Source organism: Azospirillum sp. INR13 (assembly GCF_015390205.1).
Taxonomy (GTDB): domain Bacteria; phylum Pseudomonadota; class Alphaproteobacteria; order Azospirillales; family Azospirillaceae; genus Azospirillum.
On sequence record NZ_VUOI01000019.1, the window covers coordinates 71,364 to 85,200 of the forward strand.

Genomic DNA, 13,837 nt, shown 5'->3' on the forward strand with positions numbered 1-13,837 from the left:
TTTTGCCACAGATCGGTGACATTCCATGGCGAGTTCTTCGCTGCCTGCAAAGCGGGCATGTTGCCGCCGGGGGTGGCAACATGGCTCAAAGGAGCGTAATTATATTTCCACACAAGGAGGACGTGATCGCCGACCGGCGGACCCTCCATAACAAGACATCTCAGGAATCTCCATCATGGCAACCCTTCTGCATTCGGCCGAGACCGGCCACGCCACCACCACCTTCGGTCATATCGTCGAGGTCGCCTCGAACATGCTAGGCCTGTGGCGCCAGCGCGTCGTGACCCGCCGCGAGCTGGGCTATCTGGACGACCGTATGCTTCAGGACATCGGCTTCAGCCGCCTGGATGCCGAGCGCGAGATGTCGAAGCCGTTCTGGCGCGAATGAGCGCCTGCACGCCGGCCGGCGAACGCACCGGAAAAGGCCGCTTCCATCGATCGGAAGCGGCCTTTTTCTTTGTCCGATGCTCCGGCTGATCAAAAAATGGGCTGCACAAAAATTAGCCGACAGAAAAAGAAGAGCCCGCCGCCGGATCGATCCGGCGGCGGGCTCTTGCTTGGACCAACTTCGGGAAGGGTAGGGCGCTGGCCCGCCTCCTCCTCAGATGCAGTAGTGCTTGAGCGGCTCGAAGCCGTTGAAGCAGACGGCCGAATAGGTCGTGGTGTAGGCGCCGGTGGCATGGATGCGCACGCGGTCGCCCGACTTCAGTCCCATCGGCATCTTGTAGTCGGCACGCTCATACAGCACGTCGGCACTGTCGCAGGTCGGCCCGGCCAGGATCACGGCCTCACGGTCGTCGTTCGGCTCGTCGCCCAGCACCTCGATCGGGTACTGGATCGCCTCGTCCATCGTCTCGGCCAGACCGCCGAACTTGCCGATGTCCAGATAGACCCAGCGCTTGGGATCCTCGGCCGACTTGCGCGACACCAGGACCACTTCGCTCTCGATGATGCCGGCGCTGCCGACCATGCCGCGGCCGGGCTCCACGATGGTCTCCGGCAGGTGGTTGCCGAAGTGATTGCGCAGCGAGTCGAAGATCGCCTGACCGTAGGCGGTGCATTCCGGCACGTCGGTGCGGTAGCGGGTGGGGAAGCCGCCGCCGAGGTTGATCATGCCGAGATCGACGCCGAGAACCTCAAGCTCGCGGAACAGCTGCGCCACCTGGAAGATGGCGTGGTCCCACTGCATCAGATCCTTCTGCTGCGAGCCGACATGGAAGGACACGCCATAGGGCTGCACGTCCATGTCGCGGGCCTTCAGCAGCAGCTCGCGCGCCATCGTCAGGTCGCAGCCGAACTTGCGCGACAGCGGCCATTCGGCGCCCTCGCCCGAGGTCAGGATGCGGCAGAAGACGCGGGCGCCGGGGGCGGCGCGCTCGATCTTCTCCAGTTCCGGCTCGCTGTCGAAGGCGAACAGGCGCACGCCCAGCTCGTAGGCGCGGCGGATGTCGCCTTCCTTCTTGATGGTGTTGCCGAAGGAGATGCGCTCCGGGGTGGCGCCGGCGGCCAGCGCCATCTGGATTTCCGGGACCGAGGCGCAGTCGAAGGCGGAGCCGAGACGGGCCAGCAGGCTGAGGATTTCCGCGGCCGGGTTCGCCTTCACCGCATAGAAGATGCGGGCATCGGGCAGGGCGTCGTGCAGATCGTTGTAGTTCTGCTCGACCACGTCCAGATCGATGACGAGGCAAGGGGTCTGCGGGCGCTGCTCTTCGAAAAAGCGCGCAATCTTCTGGGTCATCTCAGTCTCCTGGGACGCAAGATGATGGAACGGAAAGGGTGAAGTCGGGGGGGAGCGGCCGGGCGGGCCGATCAGCAACTCAAAAAGCTGATCAGGCGCTCAGGCCGCCAATACTGGATTGCCCCGTACAGAACCCTGTTCTGTCCGTATGGTCCAGGAGCGGCAGATTTCGGAGACGGGTGAGCACGCGCCCACCCACAACAACATCAACCATCGTAACCTCCAAGTCGCCGCCTTGTTTAAGGGACGGTCGGGGATCACGCGTTACGTCGTTGCATAACCACATCTCGGAGACGCCGAGGGGCGGGCCAGCGGCACGTGCGCTTGCGAGTTCGCGTTACATAGATCCAACGCGATCGATTGCAAAGTGAAAAATGCCGTGTGCCCCAAAAAAGTGGCAGACCGTTTGAGGGGCCAAAAAACCGGAGCGATTTCATGGGCTTGACTACGGTTCTGACGGTGGAGGAGATCGGGTTGCGGCTGCTGGCTGCAGCCTTTTGCGGCGCGCTGCTTGGGCTTGACCGGGAAATGCGCGGCAAGGCGGCGGGTTTGCGCACGCATACGCTGATATCCATCAGCTGCGCCCTGACGACTCTGGTGGCGCTGGAGTTCTATGTCGGGCTGCATGCCAGCGGCGACGAGCGGCCGAGCGACCCGGTGCGCGTCATCCAGGGCGTGGCCCAGGCGGTCGGCTTCATCAGCGCCGGCGTCATGTTCCGTTCCGGCGACAGCGTGCGCGGGGCGACCACCGCGGCGGTGATCTGGGTGGCGGGCGGGCTGGGCATCGCCTGCGGTGCCGGATACTACCTGCTGGCGGGGATGGCGCTGGGCCTGTGCCTGATGGTGACGATCCTGTTCACCGTCCTGATGGACCGCTTCCCGCAGTTCGGCAAGGAGGATGAAGACGGCGGCAGGGACGACGACCGCAAGGCGCGGGAGCGGCGCCGAGCCGCCCGCCCGCCGGGCCGGGTCAGGCGGATCGCCCGCCCAGCGCCGAGGGGATGACCAGCAGGCGGTGCGCCAGCAGCGCGCCCAGCGCCACCAGCCCGATGGCCCCCATCATCGGCAGGGCGCTGCCGTCGCTCATATGGCCGACGACGATGCCGATGGCGGCGGCGATGGTCATCTGCGCGAAGCCCAGCAGGGAGGAGGCGAGCCCGGCCATGGTGGCGTAGGGGCCGACCGCGTTCGCCGTGGCGTTGGGCAGGGTCAGCCCGGCGCCGAGGATGAACAGGAAGACCGGCCCGACGATGGCCAGCAGGTGCAGCACCCCGGCCAGCGACAGCAGGCCGCCCACGACTCCGCCGCCGAGCGACAGCAGCGTGCCGATGCGGATCATGCGGGCGCCGCCCAGCCGCGGGGTCAGCCGTCCGGCCAGGAAGGTGCCCAGCATATAACCCAGCGCCACCGCGCCGAAGCTGGCGCCATACTGCGCCGGGGTCAGGTGCAGCCGGTCGATCAGCACGAAGGACGAGCCCGAGATGAAGGAGAAGATGCCGCTGTAGGAAAAGGCGACCACCAGCACATAGCCGACGAAGCCGCGGTTGCGCAGCAGAAGCAGGTAGTTGGCGGCGAGCCGGCCCGGCCGCAGCGCCTCCTCGTCGCGGTGGGCGTTGGTCTCGTCCAGCATCGACCACACCGCCGCCAATATGCCGCAGGCGAAGACGGTCAGCAGGACGAAATTGGCGCGCCAGCCGAACCACTCCGTCAGCACGCCGCCCAGCATCGGCCCCACGGCGGGAGCCAGTGCCATCGCCATCGACATGTAGGCCAGCACCGTCGCCGCCCGGTCGCGGCCGAAGACATCGCGCACCACCGCCCTTGCCACCACCGGCCCGCAGCAGGCTCCCAGCGCCTGGAAGAAGCGGGCGGCGATCAGCCCTTCGATGCTGGTGGTCATGGCGCAGACGGCGCTGGCCGCCAGATAGATCACCACCCGACCAGCAGGGTGGGGCGCCGGCCGAACCGGTCGGACATCGGGCCATAAATCAACTGCGACACGGCAAAGCCGATCAGGAAGATCGACAGCGTCATCTGCACCGTGACGACATCGGTGTCGAACACCCGGACCAGCGTCGGCAGCGACGGCAGATAGAGGTCGGTGGACAGTGGACCGAAGGCGACCAGAGCGGTCAGCAGGACACGGATCGGCAGGGAATCGGGACGGGGCATGGCAGGGGCGGGCACCGCGGCGGGGAAGCGAGGTCGGGGCCGCACTGTATCAGACGAAACCACCTCCGCCAGCGCCGATCACGGCCCGGCAGACCTGCTCCCTCACTTCGCCGGCAGCACCATGCGGATACAGCGCGACAGCACCGTGTTGCCGGTCATCTCGCGGTAGTTCTGGATGACGATCGGCTCGGCGGCCTTGCATTGCTCCATGCTGGCGAATTCCAGCGTGGTCGGACCGCCCTGGTTCAGGATGAACAGCAGCATCAGGACCCGTTCCATGGTTTGCCTCTCCCGTCAGCCGGCGGCCAGCACCGCGCGGGCGGCGGCGGCGTCCTGAACGATCTGCTCCTTCAGCGCGTCGAAGCTGGGGAACTTCATCTCCGGCCGCAGGAAATCGACCATCTGCACCCGCAGATGCAGGTCGTACAGATCCAGGTCGACGTCGAACAGATGGGCCTCCAGCCGGGCCACGGTGCCGTCGACGGTGGGGCGGGCGCCGAGATTGGCGACGCCGGGCAGCCATACGGTCTCGCCGCCGCGATCGATGCCGGCGCGCACCGCATAGACGCCGAAGGCCGGGCGCAGATACTCGCCCAGTTCGATGTTGGCGGTGGGGAAGCCGATGGTGCGTCCGCGCTGGTCGCCATGGACGACGCGCCCCTCGATCTCCCATGGATGGCCCAGCACATGGGAGGCCTCGCGCGGGCGGCCGGCGACGAGCGCGTCGCGCACGCGGGTGGAGGAATAGACCCCGCCCTCCGTGTCGGACACCGGCCCGACCTCGGTCACGCCGAAGCCCCGGGCGCGGCCGGCGCGCAGCAGGAAGGCCGGGTCGCCCGACCGTTTGTGCCCGAACAGGAAATCATAGCCGCAGACGACATGCCGGATGCCCAGCCCGCCGATCAGGATTTCATCGACGAAGGCCTGCGCGGTCTTGTGGCGGAAGCTATCGTCGAAATGGCAGACGATCAGCTGATCGACGCCCAGCGCCTCGATATGCCGGGTCTTGACGCGGAAGGGCGTCAGGCGGAAGGGCGGGTCGTCGGGACGGAAGACGCTGCGCGGGTGAGGTTCGAAAGTGACCACGGCCGATGGCGCGCCCATTTCCGCCGCAAGACGCTGGGCGGTGCCGATGACCGTCTGATGTCCGCGGTGCACGCCGTCGAAATTGCCGAGCGCCACGACGGCGCCCCGCTCTTCGGCCGGTAGATCGGCGGTGTGTCTGTACAGTCGCATGCGCGCCCCGGTGCTGTGGGCGGACCCCGGCGGGTCCGCTTGCTCGGGCGTCTATATAGACCGACGCCGGCGCGGGGTAAACGCGCCGGCGGTGTCCTGTCGCCCGAAGGCAGCGGTCGGGCGTCGAAAAATCAGCCGCGCGACGGCACCATCAGCAACGCTTCGCCTTCCACCACCACGGTCTCGCCGACGGTGCAGACGGTCTTGATGACGCAGCGGCGCTTTTCCGGGATCAGTTCGGTGATGGTGGCGCGGGCGGTGACGGTGTCGCCGGCGCGGACCGGAGCCTTGAACTTCAGCGTCTGGCTCATGTAGATGCAGCCCGGCCCCGGCAGCTTGGTGCCCAGCACGGCCGAGATGAATCCGACCGTCAGCATGCCGTGGGCGATGCGGCCCTGGAACATGGTGGTGGCGGCGTATTCCTGGTTGATGTGGACCGGGTTGGTGTCGCCGGAGATGCCTGCGAACAGGACGATGTCGGCTTCCGTCACCGTCTTGGCGAAGCTCGCCGTCATGCCGACGGACAGGTCTTCGATGCAGTAGCCTTCGGTATCCTTGCGGACCTGACGCACGTCGTCCATCGCAGCAATTCCTCTTTCTCTCGGTGCCTGTTCCGGCGTCTGACGCACTGGCGCCGCGCCGTTCGCTGCAATGCGTCATGTGCGCCGCAGCGATGGGAATGGCACCACGTCTCCTCCAAAAATGCAAAAAAATCTCTAACGTTCCGCACAAGACCGCGAACGAAGCGGCTGCTTTCCGCGGCAGGCTTACCGGTAATGGAAGGGGGCCTTATGCGGCCGGTTTATTTCGCAATGAGGATAGAGCGGCAGAAGCGGCTTTCAATCAACAACTTAACGGAAAATCCCGTCGCCCATGGCCCTTTGCAGCCGGCGTTGGCGCGACTGTCGGACACCACCCCGAGCCGCAGTGGCAAAGTCCGTTTCCTTTCAGCCGTTGAACGTTCGGTGACTGTTCGTTCGGCAGCGCAATAAAAGTCAGGGGATCGGCGCGGCGAATCGGGAAGCGTCTTCGCCGCGCCGCAGCATTACTTGCCCGAACCGGACTGCGACACCGTGTCGCTGCCAGTACCACCACTATTGCCGCTGCCTTCGCTGCGGCGGTTTTCGCGGTCCGCCACCTGCCGGTCGGGGGTGAGCTGGTCGACCTTCGCCTCCACCTTGTCGCGGGCGGTGTCGGTCGGCTGCTCGGACGGCTTGACCTCCACCGTCACCGGGGCGGTCCCATCCTCGATCATGTCCAGCTTCTTGGCGGCGGAGCGTGACAGGTCGATCACCCGGCCGTCGACATAGGGGCCGCGGTCGTTGACGATGACATCGACGCTCTTGCCGTTCTCCTCGTTCGTGACCGTGGCCTTGGAGCCGAGCGGCAGCGCGCGCGATGCCGCGGTCGACTTGTTCTGGTTCATCGGCTCGCCGCTGGCGGTGGTGCGGCCGTGGAACTTGTGGCTGTAGAAGGACGCTTCCCCCTTGTGGACGAGGACTTCCTCGCCATCCTCTTGCTCGACACGAACGGGGGGAACCTTGGCCTTCTCGTTCGCCAGCACCGGGACCGCGGTCCCGCTCAGGGTCGTGGCGGCAAGCGCCAGGACGATGATTCGCATTGTCTTCATCGGTACACCTCCAACGGCGCACCAACGCCCTGCAAGGAAAAGAGTTCCCTCACCGACCGCATGCAAGACATCGCTACTATTTCCGGTTTCGAATATCTTCACGAATTCGGGGTGGGTGGTCCGCATGGGCGTTCCTCCGATAATCATCACAACGCTCAGGGGAGAAAACATGGCCGACGATTCCGCTTGGACTGTACCCGGAGGAAAGCCGGACCTGAGCCATGTGGAGATGCGGTCTGTCACGACGGCCGACGGGGCGCGGCTGCGGGTCGCCATCTGGCCGAAGCCGGAGCGGGCCCGCGGCACGGCGCTGGTGCTGACCGGCCGCGCCGAGTTCATCGAGAAGTATGCGGAGACTGCGAACGCATTGACGGCCCGCGGCTTCCGCGTGGTGGCGGTCGACTGGCGCAACCAGGGCCTGTCGGACCGGCCCTTGGCCAACCGGCAAATCCATCACCTGACGGATTTCGCGCTGCTGGTCGACGACCTCGATGGCGTCTACCGGCAGGTGGCGGCGCCCGTCGCCGCGGAGACCGGCGGGCCGCTGATCCTTCTGGCGCATTCCATGGGCGGCCTCGTGGCGACGCTGGCGCTTGCCCGCCATGCCGATGACGATCGCAGCCGCTATGCCGCCGTTCTGCTGGCGGCGCCGATGTACGCCATCCACACCGGACCGCTGCCGCGCCGGCTGGCGCGGGCGCTGGCCACCCTGGGGCTCGCCTGCGGATGGGGGAGCCGCTATGCGCTGTGGCAGGGCGACTACGACCCGGCGGAGGGCATCTTCCGGCCGGACAACAAGATCACCACCGATCCCCGGCGTTACGCCGCCTTCCACACCCCCTATGCCGAGCGGCCGGATCTGCGTGTCGGCGGCGTCAGCTTCGCCTGGGTGGCGGCGGCACTGGATGCGGAGGATGCGTTGCGCCATGGCGGACTGCCGCTGGAACGGGTGCGCACCCCGGTCCTGCTGTTGAGCGCGCCCGACGACCGGGTGGTCCGGGCGGAGCTTCACCGTGGGGTGGCCGCCCGGCTCGGCAACGCCCATCTTGTCGAGTATCCCGGGGCGAAACACGAGCTGCTGATGGAATGCGACGCCATCCGCGACCGGGTGTGGGCGGACATCGACGACTTCCTCGACAGGACGCTCGATGACGTGGACGGTCACAAGACACTTGCGCCGTCCGGCGGCTCTGTCGTCGGATAGGCGCCTTCAGGACCAGAGGTGCCCCTCAGCATGACCGATTTCTGGACGGCGTCCGGCTTCCACCTGTTGGCCCGCGATGCCGACAATCATCTGGCGGTGACGCCCGATTTCCTGCGCGCCTATCTGCTCCGGCCCGAGATGCGCCCGCCGGAGGAGGCCTGCGACGCCGAGCGCACGCTGCACGCCGCCTTGCTGGACGATCCGGCGCGGATTGTGCCGGCCCCGCTGCTCGACGCTATCGCCGATCCGGATGCGCGGGAGAACTTCGAGGTCTGGTTGGCATTCCGCGACCGGCTGCTGGCCGCCGGGACGCTGGAGGGCTGCTATATCCGCCTGTTCCGCGAGGGCGCCCGCGGCGTGCCTGGCCTGTTCATCGACCAGCTGGTGCATGCCATCCTGCGCGGCATCCTGGATGGAACCCCGTCGGGGCTGCGCGCGCGGGCAGGGGAGCTGTTCTTCCGCGAGCAGACGGTGTCGGTCGACGACGGGCGCGTCCGCGTCGCCGATGCCGAGACGGTGGAGACCATGGCGGCGTCGGGCGGCTTCGGCTCGCTCGGCCGTCTGGTGGTGGAGGCCGGAACCGCCCCCCGCAGCGTCGATCTGGACATCCTGGACGAGACCAACCACCCGCTCTATTGGGGCCGCGACGCCCGGCACGACACGGTGCTGGACATCACCTTCGCCGCCGCCGGTCTCGACGCGCTGGCCCGCGTGCTGGAAGCCTGGGTGGGGCATTTCCTGGGCGTGACGGTCGGCATCCAGCCGGTGCAGAACATCCGCGACGACCGCTGGGTCTGGCATGTCGGGCTCGACAGCTCCGCCACCGCGATCCTCAACGACCTCTATAACGGGGTGGAGATGGGGGAGGACCGGCTGGCCCGCATCCTCGCCCTGTTCCGCCTGGACTTCGCCGACCCTGCCGCCATGCGTCCCGACCTCGCCGGACGGCCGGTCTATCTTGGGCTGGCGATGACGGAAGGGCGGCGGCTGAAGCTGAAGCCGCAGAATTTGCTGGTGAATCTGCCGCTGGCTTCGGTGGCGTGAGGGGGTGTGTGCAAGGTTAGACCCCCACCCCAACCCTCCCCCGCTGGGCGGGGGAGGGGACAAGTGCTTATGTGGCAGAGCGACGGCAGTCCCTCCCCCGCCCAGCTCTCGCACAAAGCTTCGCTTTGTGCTGACGCGGCAGCCGGACCATAGGTCCGCTGAGAGCGGGGGAGGATAGGTGGGGGCATTCGAAGCCGACACCCTCACCCCCCAGCACCGCCCCCACCGGCTTCAGCGGCTCGTGCGCGTCGAACAGGATCTTCAGGATCGCCAGGATCGGCACGGCCAGCAGCGCGCCCGGTATCCCCCACAGCCAACCCCAGAACAGGATCGACACGAACACCGCGATGGGGTTCAGCGACAGCCGCCGGCCGACGATCATCGGCGTCAGGAAGTTGCCCTCGATCGTGGTCAGCGCCACGAAGGACAAGGGCGGCAGCAGGATGGTGCCGAGCCCGTCGAAGGTCAGGACCGACACCAGGAACAGGACGCCGGTCATTACCGCCGGGCCGATGAAGGGGATGTAGTTGGCCACCGCCACCAGCACCCCCCACAGCGCCGGGTTGGGCAGCCCCCACATCCACATGACCAGACCGGTGGCGATCCCCAGTGCCACGTTGATCACGGTGATGGTCAGCAGATAAACGGCGATGTTCTGCTGCAGGGTCGCCGCGACCATGGCGTAATGCACGCGGTCGTCGACATTGCGCATGGTGCCGATCAGCGCCTCCAGCGAATGGCGGCCCCTCGCCAGGAAGAAATACAGCAGGACCTGCAGGATCAGGACATTGACGATCACCGCTTCGACCTGGCTGATCGCCTGTTCCATCAGCGACGGACCGCGCAGCACCACCTCGCGCACCGGACCGCCTTCGCTGCCGGACTCCTTGGCGATCTGCTCGATCTGGCGCGAGGCCTCGCGAGCCCGTTCGATGCCGGCGCGGATGTCGCCCAGCTTGAACTCCAGCTCGTGCAGGACTCGCGGCATGCGGTTCACCCATTCCGCCGCCGGGGCCGACAGGGTATAGACCGCCAGCAGGACGCTGCCGAACAGCGTGATCACCATGATGGCGGCGCCGATCCCTTCCGGAATGCCGATGCGGTTAGAGCGCGCGGACCAGCGGTCGCAGCAGGAAGCTGAGGATCAGCGCCAGCATGATCGGCAGCAGGACTTCGCGTCCGAAATACAGGGCGAACAGCACGGCGATCACGAACAGGCCGACGGCGGCGATGGTCAGCGGATCGCGGCGGTGGCCGGGCGGGGGCAGGGGCTCGGTCACCGGCTCCGGCGTGCCGGGAAGCGGGGCCTCGGGCGCGGGGGGAAATGCAGGGGAAGCCGAGGCGAGCGGGCTGCGGTCTGTCATCGCGGTGGCCGGACCTCCGAAGGACGGCGCTTGACGGTGGCGCCGGACCCTCCGATCTAGGGGAGTGTTTTTCCGGGCCGCGCTTCCTGCGGTCCCGCCCGTCCTTGCCGGAGACCCAGTCGCGATGCGCAGCCCGTTTCCCCTGATGAACGTTTCCGCCGGCCTTTTGGTTCTGGGCCTGCTGACAGCCGGGCTCACGCTCCGTTCCGCGGCGGCGGACGAGGTGGTCGGCCGCTTTTCCAACGACTGGACCGGCAACGGGCTGCAGGTGCAGGCGATCGAGGATCCCGGCGTGAAGGGCGTCACCTGCCATCTGGTCGATTTCGACCGCAGCCTGATCGACCGGCTGAGCAAGGGCAACTGGTTCGAGGACCCCTCCAACGCCTCCATCGCCTGCCGCCAGACCGGGCCGGTCACCGTCGGCGACATCGAGCTGTCGCAGAAGGGGAGGAGGTCTTCTCCGAACGGAAAAGCCTGATCTTCAAGTCGATCGCCATCCGTCGCATCTACGACCGGCCGAACGACACGCTGGTTTATGTGGTGTACAGCCGGCAGGTGAAGGACGCATCCGCCAAGATGTCGATCTCCACCGTGCCGCTGTTCAGTGCCAACGCCACCTGGACGAAGGGCAAGCCGGCGGCGAAGTGAGGCCGTTTGGCCTCACCCCACGATCCGGCCCAGACGCACAGCCGTCTGGCCGGACTTCACCCGGCGGGCCGGCATGATCAGGACGCAGTCGTCATAGGGGGTCGGGATGGCGCGGCCGTCGTCCCAGCCGATGACGGTGCCGGCGCGGCCGATCACCTCCATGCCCACGAAGGGGGCGGTGAAGCGGAAGCGCTCGCTGGCGGCGGTGACGGCATCGGTGACCTCGACCACCCGCTGGGGATCGGTGCGCGGGCGCAGGCGTGGGCCGTTTGCCGGCAAATCGATCATCTCAAGGCCGAGCAGCAGGCGCAGGCAGCTTTCCAGTGCGACCGTCGCGGTCTCTGTCCGCCAATGCTGGCCGCATTCGACCAGGATCGCGGTGCGCGACCCCTCCGCCTCGGCGAAGCTGCCGTAGTCGATCAGCCGCTTTCCCCCGGCGTGGCCGCCGTCCGCCACCACCCATGCCGGATAGCCGAGGCCGAGCGCCAGGTCGCGCCCGCGCGTGGTCCGGCCGCACAGGGTCAGCGGCGCCGTATCGGCGGTCATCGAATGGAGGTCGAGCAGCAGGTCCGCCGATTCGTAGACCGGGCGCAGCACGCGGGCGCGCCGCAGTTCCACGCTGTCGCGCCGGCCGTCGAGATGGTCGGGCGACCACAGCCGGTTGAAATCCTCGTCCAGATAGCGCGAGGCGTAGGGGTTCTGGCGGTCGAAGGTGGCGTAGGCCGCGGTGTTGGCGAAAACGAAGGTCAGCCGTCCGCGCCGTGGCCGCAGGCCCATCCGCAGCAGCGCATCCAGCGCGATGGCGCCGCCCAGCTCGTTGCCGTGGACGAGCGCGTTCAGCACCACATGCGGCCCGGGCTCATCCGCCGACAGGCTGGTGACGTGGTCGATGCCGGTGTTGCCGCGCCGGTAGGGCGCGATGTCCGGCGGCGAGAGTTCGACGGGAGCGAAGAGGGGATCGGTCAAGCGGCAGGCTCGCCAGCGGTGGGGCGCTCCGCTCAGTATGGCGGACCATGCGACTCCGCGCCAGTCCGGGGCGGGCCGGCAGCGTGGTTTTTTCGGCTGATGCGGGTGGCGCGATGTTGCGGCGGCATGGCAGGATCGTGACAGATTGCCGTCGACTGTGGCTTGACGCTTGGGTTATAGGATCCGCCGGATCCGTCTTGCCGGACCCACCGGATCAATCAAATCGGCCGGTCGAGCTTGCGGTTATCACTGTCTTGGCGTCTGGGCGGAGCCGGTCGATGAGCTTCGTGATCGATGACGTTCTTGTCCGCAACGACCCGGTTGGCCGCCGCCTGCCGGTGCTGTTCGATTCGCCGCACAGCGGCAGCGTCTACCCCGCCGATTTCCGGGTGGTCTGCCCGCACTCCCTGCTGCGCCAGGGCGAGGACACCCATGTGGAGGAGCTGTTCGCCACGGCCCCCGACCATGGCGCCACGCTGCTGTGTGCGCTGTTCCCCCGCACCTGCATCGACGTGAACCGCGCGATGGACGACATCGACCCGGCGCTGATCGACGGCGACTGGCCGATGCCGCTGCGCCCGACCCCGCGCAGCACGTTGGGGATGGGGCTGATCCGCAGCATGCTGCGGCTGGGGTGCCGCTCTATGACGGGAAACTGCCGGCCGCGGCGGTTGCCGACCGCATCGACCGCTATTACCCGCCCCTACCATGCCCAGATGCGGCTGGCGCTGGACGGGCTGGCGGAGCGGTTCGGCGCGGTCTGGCACGTCAACTGCCATTCCATGCCGTCGTCGTTGCGTCCGGACGGGCGCGACCCGCTGGCGGCGGATTTCGTGATCGGCGACCGCGACGGCACCACCAGCGAGGCGGGGTTCGTCCATCTGGTGGCGCAGACCCTGCGCGGCTTCGGCTACCGCGTGGCGATCAACGATCCGTACAAGGGGGTGGAACTGCTGGCGCGTTACGGCGATCCGTCGCGCGGCCGCCATTCGATCCAGCTGGAGATCAACCGGCGCCTCTACATGAACGAGGAGACGCTGGAGCGCCATGACGGCTTCGCCCGGCTGAAGGGCGACATCGACCTGCTGATCGGCCGAATCGCCGACTATGCCGGCCAGCGCATCCTGCGCCGCGCAGCGGAATAGGCCGCCCGCCGCCGTCCCCGGTCGGGCGGCGGGTCCGCAGGACGGGACGGCCCCACCGATCAGGCTTGCGTCACCTGCTGGCGTGCGACGTCCAGGAACTGGGCCATCTGCTTTTCCACGCGGTGGTCGGAGATGTCGACTCCACGGGCGTGCAGGTCGGCGCACAGCTTGTCCCGGATGTCGTGCGGCCGAGCGTGGCGATGTCGGTGTCCACGACCTCGCGGGCGTAGGCCTCCGCCTCGGCCCGGTCAGCCCCATCAGGTCGGCGGCCCATTCGCCGGCCAGCCGGTCGCGCCGTGCGCGGATGCGGAAGAGCAGGTCCTCGTCGTGTTGAAACTTGGTCTCGAAGGCCTTTTCGCGATCGTCGAAGGTCGTCATGATGACCTGCGCTCCTTTATTGGTTTCGCTCCCATTTACGAGGATTATATAGCCGGGAAACGGTCGCCGTCACCGTTCCGCCGCGTCGCAGCCACGGATATTCTGCAGAGTTTCCTGCAGGCGGCGGGATACCCCCGGTTCTCCACGACAAGACGCAACAGCAGACAGGGCAAGGCATGTGCAGCGTGATTCTCCTGCGGCGACCCGACGCAACCTGGCCGTTGGTCGTCGCCGGGAACCGTGACGAGATGGCGGGGCGGCCCTGGCTGCCTCCGGCCCGCCATTGGTCCGACCGGCCCAACGTGGTCCGCC

18 protein-coding genes and 2 pseudogenes are annotated in these 13,837 nt (G+C 67.4%); 8 read left to right on the forward strand and 12 right to left on the reverse strand.

Going from position 1 to position 13,837, the window contains the following annotated elements:
- Positions 1-175 precede the first annotated feature (175 nt).
- Positions 176-388, forward strand: a complete 213-nt coding sequence (locus F1643_RS21755) for a DUF1127 domain-containing protein (RefSeq protein WP_206692496.1) — start codon at positions 176-178, stop codon at positions 386-388.
- Between the two features lie 213 nt (positions 389-601).
- On the opposite strand, the gene F1643_RS14840 is transcribed toward F1643_RS21755, so the two are convergent.
- On the reverse strand, positions 602-1,738 hold the full coding sequence (locus F1643_RS14840; protein WP_194913956.1) for a type III PLP-dependent enzyme: 1,137 nt from the start codon (positions 1,736-1,738) through the stop codon (positions 602-604).
- A gap of 435 nt (positions 1,739-2,173) precedes the next feature.
- On the opposite strand from F1643_RS14840, the gene F1643_RS14845 reads away from it, so the two are divergent.
- Positions 2,174-2,743 carry an MgtC/SapB family protein gene (locus F1643_RS14845; protein ID WP_194913958.1) on the forward strand — a complete coding sequence of 190 codons (570 nt, stop codon included), beginning with the start codon at positions 2,174-2,176 and terminating at the stop codon, positions 2,741-2,743.
- Here F1643_RS14845 and F1643_RS14850 read toward each other — a convergent pair.
- The 6 genes from F1643_RS14850 to F1643_RS14870 all read right to left on the reverse strand — a co-directional run bounded on the left by F1643_RS14850 (position 2,709) and on the right by F1643_RS14870 (position 6,776).
- Positions 2,709-3,671 carry a Bcr/CflA family efflux MFS transporter gene (locus F1643_RS14850; protein WP_370540619.1) on the reverse strand — a complete coding sequence of 321 codons (963 nt, stop codon included), beginning with the start codon at positions 3,669-3,671 and terminating at the stop codon, positions 2,709-2,711. The two genes, F1643_RS14845 and F1643_RS14850, sit on opposite strands and share 35 nt — an antisense overlap.
- On the reverse strand, positions 3,668-3,910 hold the full coding sequence (locus F1643_RS23370; RefSeq protein ID WP_255542821.1) for an MFS transporter: 243 nt from the start codon (positions 3,908-3,910) through the stop codon (positions 3,668-3,670). Before F1643_RS23370 ends, F1643_RS14850 begins: the two co-directional genes overlap by 4 nt.
- Positions 3,911-4,012: 102 nt before the next feature.
- Entirely contained in the window at positions 4,013-4,189 is a 177-nt protein-coding gene (locus tag F1643_RS14855; protein WP_188092439.1) for a hypothetical protein, read from the reverse strand.
- Between the two features lie 15 nt (positions 4,190-4,204).
- On the reverse strand, positions 4,205-5,146 hold the full coding sequence (locus F1643_RS14860) for a bifunctional riboflavin kinase/FAD synthetase (protein WP_194913959.1): 942 nt from the start codon (positions 5,144-5,146) through the stop codon (positions 4,205-4,207).
- Positions 5,147-5,277: 131 nt separating this feature from the next.
- Positions 5,278-5,727, reverse strand: coding sequence for a MaoC family dehydratase (locus F1643_RS14865; protein ID WP_012973248.1), 450 nt, complete (start codon positions 5,725-5,727; stop codon positions 5,278-5,280).
- A gap of 464 nt (positions 5,728-6,191) precedes the next feature.
- Positions 6,192-6,776 carry a septal ring lytic transglycosylase RlpA family protein gene (locus tag F1643_RS14870; protein WP_194913960.1) on the reverse strand — a complete coding sequence of 195 codons (585 nt, stop codon included), beginning with the start codon at positions 6,774-6,776 and terminating at the stop codon, positions 6,192-6,194.
- Positions 6,777-6,945: 169 nt separating this feature from the next.
- Between F1643_RS14870 and F1643_RS14875 the strand changes: the two genes are divergently transcribed.
- Positions 6,946-7,980, forward strand: a complete 1,035-nt coding sequence (locus F1643_RS14875; RefSeq protein ID WP_194913961.1) for an alpha/beta hydrolase — start codon at positions 6,946-6,948, stop codon at positions 7,978-7,980.
- Positions 7,981-8,010: 30 nt separating this feature from the next.
- Positions 8,011-9,024 (forward strand): DUF6352 family protein, encoded by a 1,014-nt coding sequence (locus F1643_RS14880; RefSeq protein ID WP_194913962.1) that lies wholly within the window; start codon positions 8,011-8,013, stop codon positions 9,022-9,024.
- 67 nt (positions 9,025-9,091) lie between these two features.
- Here F1643_RS14880 and F1643_RS14885 read toward each other — a convergent pair whose 3' ends face one another.
- Both F1643_RS14885 and F1643_RS23375 read right to left on the reverse strand, forming a co-directional pair.
- Positions 9,092-10,090 (reverse strand): AI-2E family transporter, encoded by a 999-nt coding sequence (locus F1643_RS14885; protein WP_255542822.1) that lies wholly within the window; start codon positions 10,088-10,090, stop codon positions 9,092-9,094.
- A gap of 37 nt (positions 10,091-10,127) precedes the next feature.
- Entirely contained in the window at positions 10,128-10,388 is a 261-nt protein-coding gene (locus F1643_RS23375; RefSeq protein WP_255542823.1) for a hypothetical protein, read from the reverse strand.
- Positions 10,389-10,512: 124 nt separating this feature from the next.
- Between F1643_RS23375 and F1643_RS14890 the strand changes: the two genes are divergently transcribed.
- Together F1643_RS14890 and F1643_RS24930 are read left to right on the forward strand one after the other, a co-directional pair.
- Entirely contained in the window at positions 10,513-10,866 is a 354-nt protein-coding gene (locus F1643_RS14890; RefSeq protein ID WP_370540620.1) for a CreA family protein, read from the forward strand.
- 11 nt (positions 10,867-10,877) lie between these two features.
- Positions 10,878-10,931: pseudogene (locus tag F1643_RS24930) on the forward strand (CREA protein); the annotation flags it as partial.
- A gap of 117 nt (positions 10,932-11,048) precedes the next feature.
- Here F1643_RS24930 and F1643_RS14895 read toward each other — a convergent pair.
- Complete coding sequence (locus tag F1643_RS14895; protein ID WP_194913963.1) at positions 11,049-12,002, reverse strand: succinylglutamate desuccinylase/aspartoacylase family protein; 954 nt, start codon at positions 12,000-12,002, stop codon at positions 11,049-11,051.
- Between the two features lie 278 nt (positions 12,003-12,280).
- Here F1643_RS14895 and F1643_RS14900 point away from each other — a divergent pair, with 278 nt between their 5' ends.
- Positions 12,281-13,147 (forward strand): N-formylglutamate amidohydrolase, encoded by an 867-nt coding sequence (locus F1643_RS14900; RefSeq protein WP_194913964.1) that lies wholly within the window; start codon positions 12,281-12,283, stop codon positions 13,145-13,147.
- A gap of 59 nt (positions 13,148-13,206) precedes the next feature.
- Here the strand turns inward: F1643_RS14900 and F1643_RS24935 are convergent, their stop codons facing one another.
- The gene (locus F1643_RS24935; protein WP_370540622.1) at positions 13,207-13,326 is read right to left on the reverse strand and encodes an ATPase inhibitor subunit zeta; all 120 of its coding nucleotides are present in this window, start codon (positions 13,324-13,326) and stop codon (positions 13,207-13,209) included.
- 121 nt (positions 13,327-13,447) lie between these two features.
- Positions 13,448-13,525, reverse strand: a pseudogene (locus tag F1643_RS23385) (ATPase inhibitor subunit zeta); the annotation flags it as partial.
- Between the two features lie 176 nt (positions 13,526-13,701).
- Here F1643_RS23385 and F1643_RS23390 point away from each other — a divergent pair.
- A partial coding sequence (locus F1643_RS23390) for an NRDE family protein (RefSeq protein ID WP_255542830.1) occupies positions 13,702-13,837 on the forward strand: 136 nt, incomplete at its 3' end.